Below are 14,800 nucleotides of genomic sequence, written 5' to 3' on the forward strand. Positions count from 1 at the left end.
TCTTTTGTCTGTAACCTTATCTGGCTGGCTGCACCCATTATTAATTGCTGTTAATGATCGTCAATCTATTGATGACCGTGAAACAGGTGAGATTTTAGCTGAATGTAATTTGCCTCATCTAGCCGATGCCTATGCATTCTTACACCGTGCTTGGCAGCAGTCTTCTGCCAGTGGGCTGGTTAATAGTGTGCAAGTGCTTGTAGCCATGCAGCATTTACACTGGATTGAACCGGCAGAAAGCAACGCTTGGTTAGCACTTTTTGCCCAGCGTTTACAGCAAGCTTACCCTGAATTTGAGCAATTAATCTACGCTTTGCAACAAGAAGATTATGGTGCTGCAAAACTCCAGCGTTTTGCAAGTGCTGATTTTTCTTTGTGGCAACAAGACTTGATGGTTGAATGCCCATTAACTGGATTAACCGTCACGCTCCCTAAAGCTTTACAGGTGCGTAACACGCCCATTGGCTATGCCTTAGCCATTCGATCCTCTACTTTTGTGGTTTATAACCAAGCTTTAAACGAGCGCGATGCTTTAAGGCAAAAATTTTGGCCTGATGTAAAAGCCACTTTGAATGAATATTGGCAGGTGCATTCAGCCAAAGATTGTAAGCAGCTGCTGTACTGGATGGCGGGTCAAGGCCAGCGTTACGCTTGGCAATTAGACGTGATTTGGTTGCAGCAAGCAGAAGCGTCTGACCGTGAGGTTTGGCGCAGCGAACTCCCCAAAGGTTACGAAAATTATGCTGATTTGTTGGCTAATTTAGAGCCAGATAGCCCATTAGATGTGGCGGCTTGGGACTGGATACGCATGGCCGATTTAGCCTTGGCTGGTTATTTGGCTGGCTATTTGACGCAGGCAGAATGGCGCACTTTTGCTTTAATGGCGCTTTGGTTATTACGCAGTCAGTACACGTCTTGGCAAGCGCTGGCGGACAGTTATTTATTGGGTTATAAGTTGTGGAAAACTCAAACTGATTTTACGCTAAGCCCTGAGTTAGAAGCGACTTGGGCACTGCTTTTGGAATCACCTTTCTCACCGTTTAAACAATTAGATTGGCAAGCTTTGTCGTTAGATCATCCTGATTTTCGGGATGCTAGGGCTAATTTTTCTGCGGATTTAAATGATCCATTTTTATTAACCAGTTTGGTCGCAAGTTTGCGTGATGATGCCAGTTTGCTAACTGGCTTAGCACCCGATGATTTACCTAAAGAGCGCCGCGATGAAGCGCGTGACTATTTATTTGCCGGTTTAGACGTTCATCCTGATGAGTTGTTAACATCAACTTTGGCTAGATTTTGGCAACCGGGTCGTGTGCATCATTACGATCAATTGGCACTTAATTGCCGTATTAATAAAGCGCCACGCCTTGCTAAAAACCTAGTTGCTACGCCTCATGTTTGGAGTCAATGGCGACAACAGTCACCACATTTAGCTGCGCTAGTGAGGCATCCAGCGGGCATTGTGATGGCAGAAAAATATGCTTTTTATTTAGTAAAAGCCGAAGAAACCCAGCATTACCCAGCGGTAGAAAGAGAACAGCTAACGCTGGCTTTAAAAGACTATTTAAGTTGGCACTATTCGTCGGCGCAAGCCATGTTGTTGGCTTGGCAGGGCTGGGATCAGGTTTTATCGCAAGTTGATGATGAAAAGCCTTTGCTCGCCGAATTGGATTGGCATTTAAAAGACCCCGGTAGTTTATTTCGCTTTATTCCTTGGGAACGACCACAGGTTAGTTTTACTGAGCCGGGTCGATCGGTCAGTGAAGCTGATTTAGCCACGTTAAACTTGGTTGGCCCGCTGACGGGTATTCATTGGTCTTGGCCTGAAAAGTTACCGGCTTGGCCGCGTGGCGAATTAAAAAACCTGCTACAAGATACGCATTTATTTCAAACGGCAGATGATTTATTAGGTTACCTTGACCATTTGTATCATGCGGGTGATCGGCAAGAATACCTGATTGCTTTTTCACCCTTTACTTTAAATGCAGAAAGGCTAGACGCAGAAATCGACACCCATGAACAAGATGAGCGTGATGAAGAGCAAGAGGCTTATTACCAGCGTTTATTAAGGGTTAAACACAACACGCTAGGCATTAATGATGTTGATTTAACCGCTTGGGATATGGTGCAATTAGTTGATTTGGCGGTGGCTGGGTATCAATTGGATTGGTTGGATGATGCTCAATTACGTGATTGGTTAGCTAAAGTACGCGGATTAATCATTGAGGAATATTACGGTTGGGATGACTTTGCACGGGCGCTGTTAGCGGGTTATAGCTTTTTTATGAATGAATCTGAGCAGCGTGGCGAGTTATTAGAAACCTTTAGTCAGCGCTTATTAAGCTTGTTAATTGCTGTGCCGCCTCAAGTGGGGCTTTGGTATACCTTGGCTTGGCCAGGTGAAAGAGCAAGGGATTGGAATCAAGCTTCAACCGCCTTAATAACGGCTAAGCAACGCCTGCACTAAATTGAGTGACTAGCTGTAATAACAAGTCGTTAAGCGGTTCACCTGAACCCTTAATGGCTTGATCGCAGCGGTTAGCCAGTTGCAGCAGTTGTTGTGCTTGATGCAGGCTTAGGCGGTGCGATGCTTTGAAATACAAAGGTTTACGGGCATCCCAAATGCGTAATTGTTGGCAAAGGGTGTCAAAAGGAAGCCCGTCATTTAATTTAAAGGTTAAGTGGCAAATCTGGCGTATCTCTCGGGTTAATGCCCACAGCAACAAAGGTGCTTCGGTGCCTTCTGCTTGTAAACCACGTAAAATACGCACAGCGCGATTGCCCTTACCGTCTAAACACGCATCGGCTAAATCAAACAAGCTATAGCGGCTGGCATCTTCTATTAATAACAGTAAATTCTCGGCACTTAGCCTATCACCTGCATTAACAAATAAACGTAGCTTTTCAATTTCTTGCGCGGCAGCTAATAAATTGCCTTCTACTTTTTCAGCTAATAATGCAGCAGCAGCGGGTTCAAGTATGAGTCCAATGGATTGGCAGCGTTGGTTGATCCATTGCGGTAGTTGATTGGCATTCACTGGCCAAATTTGTACGATTAAACCGGCTTGATCGACGGACTTGTACCAAGCACTTTTAGTTTGGGCTGCATCTAATTTATTGCTGCTGAATAGAAAAATATCAGGACTGCTGGTGAGTTTTTCGCAAATTTTTCTAACCACTTCGCCGCCTTCTTTGCCCGTTTTGCTGGCACCCAGACGCACTTCAATTAATTTGCTATCACCAAATAAAGACATACTGGCTGAAGCGTCTAACAGACTGCGCCATACAAAATTAGTGCCTATATCAAAAACTTCACGTTCAGCAACGCCCTGTTTTTTAACCGTTAAACGAATAATATCCGCTGCTTCTTGCATTTGTAACGGTTCATCGCCCATTAACCAAATGATTTTTGGCAGCTGTTTTTTCAAACTGGTCGCCAGTTTGTTGAGGGTTATTTTCATTGCTGCAATGCTTGAATGCGTAAGGTTAGCTGGCGTATTAGGTCGTTTTCCATGCTGCGTAATAGCTCGCGGCGTAGGCTGTCACGCGCTAAAAGACTGCTGTCGCGCTGATAAGAATATTGACGATAGGCTTGAAAAGGTTGATTGGTAAATAGTGGTTCGCCTTCGCTGTTGCTGGCGCTGGCAATAATTTTTAGGCTTAGCTCAAACGTTTCTGTGCTGCCAAAAACAACTTGGCGTTGGTTTGATTCAAATGTACTGAGTGCTAAACGTAGGCGGCTGGCGTTTATTTCTTTACTGATTGCTATACCCGATTGTTGCAGTTGCCTTGCTAGCGTGTCGGCAAGGTTTTTTGCATTATTGTCGCTACTGATGTGCAGTGGTTGTAAATGTTGAGGTAGCTCAATAAAGCCACTGAGACGAAAGCCACAAGCGCTGCTAAGTAGTGCTAACAGTAACACTAGGCTAAACCCTAGACGAAACTTGAAGCGTGGCTTGGTTATTGACTTAATTGCTGACTTTATTGAGCTGAGCATTTTAACCAACCACTAGGTTAATTAATTTGCCGGGTACTACAATGACTTTACGCAGCGTTTTACCGTCAAGGTATTTTTGCACTTTTTCATCGGCTAGTGCCACTGTCTCAATGGTTGCTTTATCTGCATCCGCCGCCAGTTCTAGTTGCACACGCGGCTTACCATTAATAGAAACAGCCATATTAATCGTGTCACGGGTTAAGGCGGTTTCATCCACTTGGGGCCAAGGCGCATCAATCACACTGTTTTCATTACCTAAATCTTGCCATAGCTTATGGCAAATATGCGGCGTAATGGGCGACAGCATAATAATTAATGCTTCATAACCTTCACGCGCAACAGCCAAGCTAAGTGGATCTAAGGCATTAAAGCGTGATAGCTCGTTGGTTAGTTCCATAATGGCAGCAATGGCGGTGTTAAAGGTAATGCGGCGACCCATATCGTCCGTAATTTTCTTAATGGTTTCATGGGTTTTACGGCGCACCACTTTTTGTTCAGCCGTTAGTTGGTTAAGGTCTAGTTCCCCAGGCTTACCAGCTAAAAGGTGTTGATTAACTAAACGCCACAAGCGTTTTAGGTAACGGTTAGCCCCTTCAACACCGGCATCAGACCATTCTAGTGATTGATCGGGCGGTGCAGCAAACATAATGAACAAGCGAACCGTGTCAGCACCGTAAAGATCAATCATGGATTGTGGGTCAACGCCGTTGTTCTTCGACTTGGCCATTTTTTCCATGCCACCAATTTGCACTGGCTGATTGTCGGTGATTAATGTCGCGCTGATTGGACGGCCTTTGCTGTCTTTTTCCACTTCAACATCGGCAGGGTTAAACCATTCTTTACCACCGTTGGGCAAATCACGGTAGAAAGTTTCTGCAATCACCATGCCTTGAGTTAGCAGGCGCTTAAAGGGTTCGTCTGAATCAACCAAGCCAACATCACGCATTAATTTGTGAAAGAAACGCGCATACAAAAGGTGCAAAATAGCGTGTTCAATACCGCCAATGTAAATATCAACCGGCAACCAATAGTTAGCCCGTTCATCTAACATGGCTTCGTTATTATCGCTGCTGCAAAAACGCGCATAATACCAGCTCGATTCCATAAAGGTATCAAAGGTATCGGTTTCACGCTGCCAGCCATCGTCTAGCTCATAAAAAGCCGGCATTTTTTTAATCGGCGAACCACCTGAAGCATCAAATTCCACGTCTAAAGGCAGTTTAACGGGAAGGTCTGCGTCGGTGACAGGACGTGTTTCACCATTCGGCCCATTTTCTATGGGAATGGGTGTACCCCAATAGCGCTGACGAGAAACACCCCAATCGCGCAAACGGTAGTTAATTTTAACGCGGCCTTTGCCTTGCTTTTCTAGTTCACCAGCAAGGGCATTAAACGCTGCTTCAAATTCTAAACCGTCGTATTGAGACGAGTTAATTAAACGGCCTTTTTCTTCAAAAGCAGCTTGGCTTGTATCGCAGGCTTCACCGGCTAAAGGCTCAATCACCTGTTCAATATTCAAGCCGTATTTGGTGGCAAATTCAAAATCACGCTGGTCGTGGGCAGGAACCGCCATCACCGCACCCGTGCCGTATTCCATCAGCACAAAATTAGCCACCCAAATAGGTACTTGGCGACCCGTTAATGGGTGCGTGGCTGTAAAGCCGGTTGCCATGCCTTTCTTTTCCATCACCGCCATGTCAGCTTCAGACGTGCCACCTTTGCTGCACTCGATTAAAAAGTTAGCTAATTCAGGGTTATTCGCAGCAGCGGCTTTAGCCAGCGGATGACCCGCAGCTACGGCAACATAAGTCACGCCAAAAATAGTGTCGGGGCGAGTGGTATAAACTTCTAAACCTTCGGGCAGAATGTTATTGGCTTCTTCAGTTAAGCCAAAAGTCATTTCAACACCGCGCGATTTACCCACCCAGTTGCGCTGCATGGTTTTAACCTGTTCAGGCCATTCCACTTTATTTAGGTCTGCTAAAAGCTCTTCAGCATAGTCAGTAATTTTTAAGAACCACTGAGGAATTTCTTTGCGCTCAACTAAAGCACCCGAACGCCAACCACGGCCATCAATCACTTGTTCGTTAGCCAATACGGTTTGGTCAACTGGGTCCCAGTTCACCATCGCATTCTTTTTATAGACCAAATCTTTTTCAATTAGCTTGCCAAAAAACCACTGTTCCCACTTGTAATAAGATGGGTCGCAAGTGGCCAGTTCACGGCTCCAGTCATAGCCAAAACCCAGTAGCTTTAGCTGGTTACGCATATAGGCAATGTTTTGTTTTGTCCAAGCGCCGGGGGCAACTTTATTTTGAATGGCGGCATTTTCAGCAGGCAAACCAAAGGCATCCCAGCCCATCGGCTGCATAACATTTTTACCTTGTGAGCGCTGGAAACGGCTAATCACATCACCAATGGTGTAGTTGCGAACGTGCCCTATGTGCAGCTTGCCGCTGGGGTAGGGGAACATAGAAAGGCAATAAAATTTTTCACGGCTGGCATCTTCAACGGCTTTAAAACATTGGTTTTTTTCCCAGAAGCTCTGAGCCTGTTGCTCCAGTAGACTGGGTTGGTAATCGGGGATCTGGGTGTCCATTTTGTCTCGGCTTGTCAGTTACATAAATTAGAAAAGATAACGTCTAAGAATACACTAAATAGGCGTTAAAATGTAAGTAGAGCTTGGTAAGGCAGGTGTTGTAGCTGCTTCACTGGTTTTATTGGTTAGCCTATTAGGGCAACTAAAGATTGCATTGTTTAAGTATACTTACTATTTTTACACAGGTTTGTAATTAGCTAGAAAGTTTAGCATTGTTGGTGAAATCAATTTAAAGGGAGGTAGGAATTTATGGAAATCTTAAACTCATCTGATCTAAAAAGCATTCTGCATTCCAAGCGTGCCAATATTTATTACCTGCAATACTGCCGTGTTATGCAAAAAGATGGGCGCGTGCTTTACCTTGCTGAAGATGATAGACAAAACAGCTATTACAACATCCCTATAGCCAATACTACTTGCCTACTTTTGGGTACAGGAACTTCCATTACGCAAGCGGCCATGCGAATGCTAGCTCAGGCAGGTGTTCTGGTTGGTTTTAGTGGCGGTGGTGGCACTCCTTTATTAATGGCTAGCGAAATAGAATGGTTATCCCCTCAAAGCGAATACCGCCCTACTGAATATGTACAAGCTTGGCTTAGCTTTTGGTTTGACGAACAAAAACGCCTAGCAGCTGCTAAAGCGCTTCAACAAACCCGTTTGGAATTTTTGCAGAAAACCTGGGCTAAAGATAAAGACTTAAAGCTAGAAGGTTTCGACTCAACTAATCCGGCTATTGGTCAACTAATAGAAAGCTTTGTATCGCAAATAGACAAGGCAGACCGAGTTAGTAAGTTATTACAGCTTGAAGCAGAGCTTACCAAAAAGCTTTATAGGCTTGCTGCTAGCAACACTAACCATAAATGTTTCAGTCGCGAGCGAGATGCGACCGATAAAGCCAACGAGTTTTTAAACCACGGCAACTACTTAGCTTATGGTTTAGCCGCTACTACCCTTTGGGTGTTAGGCATACCTCACGGCTTTGCAGTAATGCACGGTAAAACAAGGCGTGGCGCTTTAGTGTTTGATGTGGCTGATTTAATAAAAGATGCGATTATTTTGCCTTGGGCATTTATTAGCGCTAAAGAAAACGCCACAGAACAAGAATTTCGCCAGCAATGCCTGCAAGCCTTTACCAACCATAAGGCACTAGACTTCATGTTCAATGAAGTTAAGCGTATTGCCTTTCAGTTTGCATCACCTGCTGTAGTACAAGATGCAGAAGGTGATTCGCAATGATGGTGCTTTTTGTTTCCCAATGTGAAAAAAACGCTTTAGCTAAAACTAGGCGAGTGCTTGATGCCTTTGCTAACCGAATTGGCGATAACACTTGGCAAACCGTAATTACCAACGAAGGCTTGCAAGCAGTACACAAACTACTGCGTAAAACAGCTAGCAAAAGCACGGCTGTAAGTTGTCATTGGATACGCACACGTTCACGTAGCGATTTATTGTGGGTGGTAGGTAATAGAAAGAAATTTAATGAGCAAGGCATAGTGCCGGTGAATTATACCGAGGGCGATATAGAGCAATATATGGATAAAGAAAAATGGCAAAGCTTGGCTCTCATTAAAAATGCCGTAGCTATAGCTGCTTTGTACCATGACTTTGGTAAAGCTAATATTTTGTTTCAGCAAAAGTTAAAGGGTGAAGGTAAAAATAAATACGAACCTGTTAGGCATGAGTGGGTATCGTTAAGACTTTTTCAAGCATTTGTTGGCGAAAGGAGCGATGAACAATGGTTAGAAGCCTTAACTGAAATAGATAAAAACCAAAATGATGGTGTATTCCAAGATGGTATTAGTTCAGGAATAAATAACCCTTTAGCTGTTTTACCACCTTTTGCACAGTTAGTTGGCTGGTTGATACTAAGCCACCATAAATTGCCCTTTGTTCCTAGCTGGAAAAAAAACCTAACACAAGAGGTTTTACCTAGCCAGTTAGGTGGGAAAAGCTTGCTTGATGCTTGGTTTAGTAAAGAGCTAGAAGTTTGCTGGAATTCATATAATTTCAAAGATGAAGATAGCCAAATTTTTTTACAAGATAATTGGACATTTGATAGCGAAGGACTGCCATACAAAAGTACTAAGTGGCGGTTGAGAGCTATACAAGCAGCAGACAAAGCATTGCAAAATATAAAACAGCTAAGTGCTAAAAATTTACTACATGATGAGCTATTTACTAGCCACCTTGCCAGAATGATTTTGATGCTTGCTGACCATCATTACTCAGCGCAAGCCGAACCGACTAAAATGTGGCAAAGCCCTAATTATGCTGTTTATGCCAATACCAACCGTGATACAGGTGAATTAAAACAACAGCTAGATGAACACTTAATAGGTGTTGCTAAGCATGCCGTTGATATCACTACCGCTTTACCACGATTAAAAGACAGCCTAGAAACGCTAGAAGACAATAAGTTTTTAAAGAGTAGCAAAGTCATCAATGAAAAGTTTGCTTGGCAAATTTCGGCTCAAAATACCGCTAAAAGATTAAGTGAAACCAGTGTTAAACAAGGCTTTTTTGGTATTAATATGGCCTCAACAGGCAAAGGAAAAACCCTTGCTAACGCCAAAATTATGTATGCCTTGGCTTCTAAAGAACAAGACTGCCGCTTTACTGTAGCGTTAGGTTTAAGAACCCTAACGCTGCAAACAGGTAGAGAATATCGCAAGCTATTAGATTTAACCGATGAGCAGTTAGCTATAGCTGTGGGTGGCTCTGCTTCTAAGGCTTTATTTGAAAACCAACAAAACAAACAAGAAACAGAAGATAGTTTTGGTATAGGCAGTGAGTCAGTTGAAGCGTTTTTAGATCCAGATTTATTTGTAGATTATGAACTAGCAGGTACAGAACACAGCTTGTATGAGTGGACTAAAAATAACGTGCGCATAGAGAAACTATTACAAGCACCTACCCTTGTTTGCACTATCGACCACCTTATTCCTGCTACAGACGGCACTCGTGGCGGTAAGCAAATTGGCCCCATGCTTAGGCTGCTAACTTCAGATTTAGTCATTGATGAACCCGATGATTTTGGCTTAGAAGATTTACCTGCCCTGTGTCGGCTAGTTTATTGGGCGGGTATGTTAGGCAGTCGTGTTTTATTATCAACCGCAACCATGCCACCAGACTTGGCTTTTGCTACTTTCCAAGCTTATCAAGCAGGTTGGGCAGAATACGCCAAGGTGAATATAGCCAACTGGAATGGCGTGGTTAATTGTGCTTGGTTTGATGAGCGCGCCACGGCAGGTGCAGTTAGTGAAGAAATCCAAGATTTTTCTAGCTTTAAAATACAGCATGAAAAATACGTTGAAAAGCGTGTTACCTATTTAAGCAAAACATCCCAGCCAAAACATAAGGCTAAGTTATTAGAAAACCTAGTAACTACAGATAATATCTATAGCAATTTTGCACAAACTATTATGCAAGGTGCCTTAGCTTTACATAAAAATAACTATGTCGAGCTTGGTGCTAAGAAGGTTTCTATTGGCTTAGTACGCATGGCTAATATTAACCCTTTAGTTGCTGTTGCTAAAAAGTTACTTAGCCTAGAAGCACCTGAAGACACGCAGATTAGCTTATGTGTTTACCACAGCCGCTACCCTCTAGGTGTGCGCTCTTACCTAGAGAATCAACTAGATAAAATACTAAACCGCAAAGAAAACTGGCCGCCTCAAGACTTACAAAATCTAATCCAAAAAAACACTGCAAAGAATCAGCTATTCATTGTTCTTGCTTCCCCTGTAGCAGAAGTAGGGCGTGACCATGATTATGATTGGTCAATAATAGAGCCTAGCTCTATGCGCTCTATTATCCAGATAGCCGGGCGAGTACTTAGGCACAGAGATAAGCTGCCTGAACAAGAAAATATTTTATTGATTAATCAAAATATAAAGCAACTTAAAGGAAGTGAACGCTGCTTTGATAGGCCAGGTTTTGAAGTTGAACATTTAAAACTTAAGCTCAATAGTCACCAATTAAGCGATGTATTAAAAGAAGCCCAATACCAGCAAGTTAATGCTGTAGAAAGAGTAATAAGAACAAAAGAAGACCCACTAACTAACCTAGTTGCTCTTGAACATGCGGCTTTGCTTAAACAGTTATTTACTAGCCCAACGTCAGCCAAACTTTGGTGGAAAGAGCAAGCCCACTGGAGTGGTGTACTGCAAAAGTTGCAACCTTTTAGGAAGTCTGCCAAAGATGAAGCCTTGTATTTATTAATAGAAAACGATGAGCTGAAATGGAAGTGGAAAAATGAAGCAGTATTTCCACCTAAGATGGGAACACTAGCTGGCGCAGGCATTGAAATTAAACAAGAAGCAGAGCCTGAAACCACTTCAAGAATAAACTTTTGGTTTGATTTAAACCCACAAAATATATACGCAGAACTAGCTCAAGATTTTAATATTACTGAAGAGGCATCTTCACTGCGCTTTGGTGAGTTAAGGCTGGTTAGCTATAAAAAAGACGATATCAACGAATACAAATATTTTTCTAATTTAGGAATATATCAAGAGGTAAAGTGATGTTTGAACAACAAGAAAATAATACTTGGCCGGAGGTTATTAGTAACTTCCTTAACGAAAAGTTTGAGACTGATTTTGCAAAATATTTAAAGGAAGTTTTTAAGACGACTGAAAAAGAATACGAGCAAGAAAAATACTTCAATAATGAAGACTTAGCTTTTGTTTTTGATATAAGAAAAAACAAAAAAGCAGAAGGTCAAAAGGAAACAGAGTTTCTTTTGCAGCAGCTAGAAAAGTTAAATAATTTTCCAGAAAAGCCTAGCCAGCTAAACCTTGAGGTCTTAAACAGTGAAGTAATTAATAAAAAGCAAGAGTTACTTAATAAATACTCTCCTGATGTTTGGATTACTTGGGCGGCAGAAAATGCTAAGAATGTAACTTTTGCTACGCATGTATCTAAGCTGACACATTCAGCAATAGATAGCCCATCATTTTTTGATGAAATAAAGTCGCAAAATAATGCCTACTTTTCAAGCTCTAGTCTTAATAAAATGGCTATAGATGGCGCTGTTAGAGGCAACCAATACGCACCTATTTATCAGCTTTTAGAGTTGGAGCTAAACAAACAAAAGCTTGTTAGCGAGTTTAACAATATCGAAACAGACTTATTAAAAGTTTTTGCTAAAGATGAGGAGCAAAAAGCAGCATGGAATTTAGGTTTTTCTGCTGCACTTAGTGAAGGAAAACCCGCCGCTCATTTCTTGTTAAAACAAGTTTATTTTCCTATAGCAGATAATCAATACCACTTACTTTGCAACTTGGTTTCATCCTCTAAGGCACAGGCTTTATTTGAATTTTACAGACGTAACCCTAAGGATTTATTTAAAACAAAAAATAACAACAAGTACTCAAACATTAACTATTTTAATTTCCCTAATCGAGCAAGTATTTCTATTACCGCAAGCAACCATGGTAATGCTTCACAGCTAAATGGTTCTCGCGGGGGGCGTCTAGGTTTATATTCTTGCCAACCACCTGTTTGGCATTCAAATATTAAACCACCAGTTTATCGAAGAAGCTTTTTTAGTGAGTTATCTAGAACCTATGCAGTGCAAGAAAACATACAGTTTTTAGCCGACTTTTTAGAACGCTTTGAGTCGTTACAATTAAGCATTAAAGATCCAAAACGTATGCATTGGATTTATCAGTGGTTAGAGAATCTTACAGATGAGGTAATGGTTTACGTTAAAACTATTCAGGCTTTACCAGTCGGTTGGTCTGCTACTAAAGGAATAAAACTTAAGCCGGAGCACCAGGTTTTATTAGACTGTTTCCGTCAAGATGAAGAATTTATAACCCTACAATTAAACAGTAATTGGCAGGTGGTTATAGCTCAAGACTTTGCTGCTTGGCTTAATAGCCGTTTGAATAAAGTAAATAAAAATTTCACACCACAAGAAGCACATAGTAAATTGTGGGAGAAATTATTTGAAGCTAACTTTAGAGAAACTTTAGAAATTAACTCTCGCGTAAAGCAGGAGACAGGTTTATGAGTCAGTTTTTATTGATTGAAAGAATAAAAGTACAAAATGCCAATGCTACTTCAGGCTTTACTTGGGGCTTTCCAGCTATAACTCACTTTTTGGGTTTTAGTCACAATTTAAGTAGAAAGCTAAAAACTGCCAATAGCTTAAAAGAACTGTCTTTAAAAGGTTGTGCAGTTATTGCCCATGAACAACATATCCATACTTATAAAGATGGCTCTACTGCAAGGTTTACTCAATATAAAACAGCCCATTATTTAGGCTTAAATTTTGTGGGCGGCAGATTGCGTGACCCTGCAATTAATGAAGAAGCAAAAATGAATATGACAGTCTCCCTATTAATACCTGTAGAAGGCTATTTAGGTGGGATCCAAGAAGAACTTAAAAACTTTATCACCAATGCCTGCCAGTTACAGCGCTTGGCAGGTGGCACGATTCTAACTATAGGAAGTATAGAAGTTTTAGATTTTTCAGAAGAACAACAAGTTAGAAGTGTAAAGCACAAGCTTTTACCTGGCTTTGTCTTACAAGACAGATCTAACTATTTAGAAGAACACTTTTTAGCACTACAAAAAATAAACCCTGATGCTGAGCAGCTTGACACTTGGTTTGATTTTATCGCATTAAGACAAGTAGCTAGACCTGCCTGTGAACAGCTTGATAAATATTTAGCCAAGCAAGCAGAAAAGACGGATGAAGGCTCAGCACTTAACGATGTTTGGTTGGAACATAAAATATTGCCCTATAAGCAGGAACAAGTTCCAAGTGAGCTTATTGAACACTTTCAAACCCACAAAGAAACTATCAACCTTAAAGTTTTAGAGCAATGGCAAAGCTATTTAGAACCAAACGATAAAACGACAGCTAATTGGGAGTATATAAGAAAACCAAATTCCGGTTACTTAGTTCCTATCATGACTGGCTATAAAGCGATTACTCAAGTATTTCCAGCCGGTGAGATTGACGGTGCTAGGGATGTAGAAACAGACCTTTGCTTTGTGGAAGCAGTACACTCGGTTGGTGAATGGCAAAGCGTACACCGCTTAAAAACCCTAGAAGAATGGCAGGCCAGTGCTTGGGATTATGCGCCTTATGAACAAGATTGGTACTTATGTCAGCAAAGTAAGATAGGCACTAACCAAGAAATTACCAGTGATACAGACCCTTATTTATAAACTTGATTTAACCTCTAAAGGAATATAACTATGAAAATTGATTTACCTAGCATGTTGGCTTTTGAACGCAAATTAGAAACGTCAGATGCACTAATGTTTTCTGGCAACTGGCAAGCGATTGGTACAGATAAAAAGTGGCAGGACATTCTTATTACCAAGCGTCAAAACCGTTCTACTCAAAGCGCACATGGTACAAGCGATGCAGATAAAGTAAAACCGAATCCTGTTTCTTCAGATAGTGATGATGCGAACTTACCTCTAGCACATGACACTTTGAAAGTAAGTTTCAGTATGCGTGTTGTGGGTAATTTAGGTATGCCTTTTGGTTGTAACTCACCAGCTTTTAGTAGTGCAATTCAGGCTAAGGTTAATGACTTTAAGCAAGGAGAAGGGGTTGAGGTTCTTGCTTATCGTTATGCATACAATATAGCGAATGGACGTTTTTTATGGCGTAACCGTGTTGGTGCTGAAGAGATTAAAATTCTTGTAAAAGTAGCCGACCAAACCTTTGCTTTTAACGCTTATGATTTCTCTTTAAACGACTTTGATAAATCAAACAACAATAGTGAGTTGAAGCAATTAGCTGCAGCAATTTCAGAAGGTTTAAAGGGTGATGAACAAAGCTTTGTTCTTGTTGAAGTCGATGCTTTTGTAAAACTTGGTCATCAGCAGCATGTATTCCCCTCCCAAGAAATGAATATGGGTGAAAAGGGTAAGAGCTTATTCCGGTTAGAGGGCTGTGCTGCTATTCATAACGTCAAAATAGGCAATGCTATTCGTACTATAGATACTTGGTATGATCGCTATGAAGAGCAAGGTCAGCCAATTGCAATCGAGCCTTTTGGTGCTGTAACTCAAATTGGTGATGCTTTCCGTAAGACTAAAAAAGAAGGTGATCTTTACTCATTAATGCTTGATTGGGTAAACAGCAATGATTTAACACTAGAGCAACAGGCTTATGTAACAGGCAACCTAATTCGTGGTGGTGTCTTTAGTAAATCTTCTAAGTAAAGGAAAAC

Annotated in this window: 9 protein-coding genes; 6 read left to right on the top strand and 3 right to left on the bottom strand. The window is 41.5% G+C overall.

Going from position 1 to position 14,800, the window contains the following annotated elements:
• Positions 1 to 4: 4 nt before the first annotated feature.
• Entirely contained in the window at positions 5 to 2,467 is a 2,463-nt protein-coding gene (locus VJY63_RS05035; protein ID WP_324048656.1) for a YbeU/YbeR family protein, read from the top strand.
• On the opposite strand, the gene holA is transcribed toward VJY63_RS05035, so the two are convergent.
• The 3 genes from holA to leuS are packed head-to-tail and all read right to left on the bottom strand — an operon-like array spanning position 2,448 to position 6,596.
• Positions 2,448 to 3,461, bottom strand: coding sequence for a DNA polymerase III subunit delta (gene holA / locus VJY63_RS05040; protein WP_324048658.1), 1,014 nt, complete (start codon positions 3,459 to 3,461; stop codon positions 2,448 to 2,450). The two genes, VJY63_RS05035 and holA, sit on opposite strands and share 20 nt — an antisense overlap.
• On the bottom strand, positions 3,458 to 3,997 hold the full coding sequence (locus VJY63_RS05045; protein WP_324048660.1) for a hypothetical protein: 540 nt from the start codon (positions 3,995 to 3,997) through the stop codon (positions 3,458 to 3,460). The genes holA and VJY63_RS05045 overlap by 4 nt, the downstream gene beginning before the upstream one ends.
• Before the next feature lies 1 nt (position 3,998).
• Positions 3,999 to 6,596, bottom strand: coding sequence for a leucine--tRNA ligase (gene leuS, locus VJY63_RS05050; RefSeq protein WP_324048662.1), 2,598 nt, complete (start codon positions 6,594 to 6,596; stop codon positions 3,999 to 4,001).
• Between the two features lie 249 nt (positions 6,597 to 6,845).
• On the opposite strand from leuS, the gene cas1f reads away from it, so the two are divergent.
• The 5 genes from cas1f to csy3 are packed head-to-tail and all read left to right on the top strand — an operon-like array spanning position 6,846 to position 14,792.
• Positions 6,846 to 7,832: a type I-F CRISPR-associated endonuclease Cas1f gene (cas1f, locus tag VJY63_RS05055; RefSeq protein WP_324048664.1), complete on the top strand. Its 987-nt coding sequence runs from the start codon at positions 6,846 to 6,848 to the stop codon at positions 7,830 to 7,832.
• Positions 7,829 to 11,122 carry a type I-F CRISPR-associated helicase Cas3f gene (gene cas3f / locus VJY63_RS05060; RefSeq protein WP_324048666.1) on the top strand — a complete coding sequence of 1,098 codons (3,294 nt, stop codon included), beginning with the start codon at positions 7,829 to 7,831 and terminating at the stop codon, positions 11,120 to 11,122. The genes cas1f and cas3f overlap by 4 nt, the downstream gene beginning before the upstream one ends.
• Positions 11,122 to 12,615, top strand: coding sequence for a type I-F CRISPR-associated protein Csy1 (gene csy1, locus VJY63_RS05065; RefSeq protein ID WP_324048668.1), 1,494 nt, complete (start codon positions 11,122 to 11,124; stop codon positions 12,613 to 12,615). Before cas3f ends, csy1 begins: the two co-directional genes overlap by 1 nt.
• Complete coding sequence (csy2, locus tag VJY63_RS05070; protein WP_324048670.1) at positions 12,612 to 13,781, top strand: type I-F CRISPR-associated protein Csy2; 1,170 nt, start codon at positions 12,612 to 12,614, stop codon at positions 13,779 to 13,781. Before csy1 ends, csy2 begins: the two co-directional genes overlap by 4 nt.
• 30 nt (positions 13,782 to 13,811) lie before the next feature.
• Complete coding sequence (gene csy3, locus VJY63_RS05075) at positions 13,812 to 14,792, top strand: type I-F CRISPR-associated protein Csy3 (protein WP_324048672.1); 981 nt, start codon at positions 13,812 to 13,814, stop codon at positions 14,790 to 14,792.
• Positions 14,793 to 14,800: the final 8 nt, after the last annotated feature.

Origin of the sequence: Marinospirillum sp. (assembly GCF_035271045.1) — a bacterium.
In the GTDB taxonomy this organism is placed as follows: domain Bacteria; phylum Pseudomonadota; class Gammaproteobacteria; order Pseudomonadales; family Halomonadaceae; genus Marinospirillum.

Bases quoted from the DNA above. Each gene is read 5' to 3' on its own strand.
- holA (WP_324048658.1), bottom strand. From the start codon at position 3,461: ATGAAAATAACCCTCAACAAACTGGCGACCAGTTTGAAAAAACAGCTG.
- VJY63_RS05045 (WP_324048660.1), bottom strand. From the start codon at position 3,997: ATGCTCAGCTCAATAAAGTCAGCAATTAAGTCAATAACCAAGCCACGC.
- leuS (WP_324048662.1), bottom strand. From the start codon at position 6,596: ATGGACACCCAGATCCCCGATTACCAACCCAGTCTACTGGAGCAACAG.
- cas1f (WP_324048664.1), top strand. From the start codon at position 6,846: ATGGAAATCTTAAACTCATCTGATCTAAAAAGCATTCTGCATTCCAAG.
- cas3f (WP_324048666.1), top strand. From the start codon at position 7,829: ATGATGGTGCTTTTTGTTTCCCAATGTGAAAAAAACGCTTTAGCTAAA.
- csy1 (WP_324048668.1), top strand. From the start codon at position 11,122: ATGTTTGAACAACAAGAAAATAATACTTGGCCGGAGGTTATTAGTAAC.
- csy2 (WP_324048670.1), top strand. From the start codon at position 12,612: ATGAGTCAGTTTTTATTGATTGAAAGAATAAAAGTACAAAATGCCAAT.
- csy3 (WP_324048672.1), top strand. From the start codon at position 13,812: ATGAAAATTGATTTACCTAGCATGTTGGCTTTTGAACGCAAATTAGAA.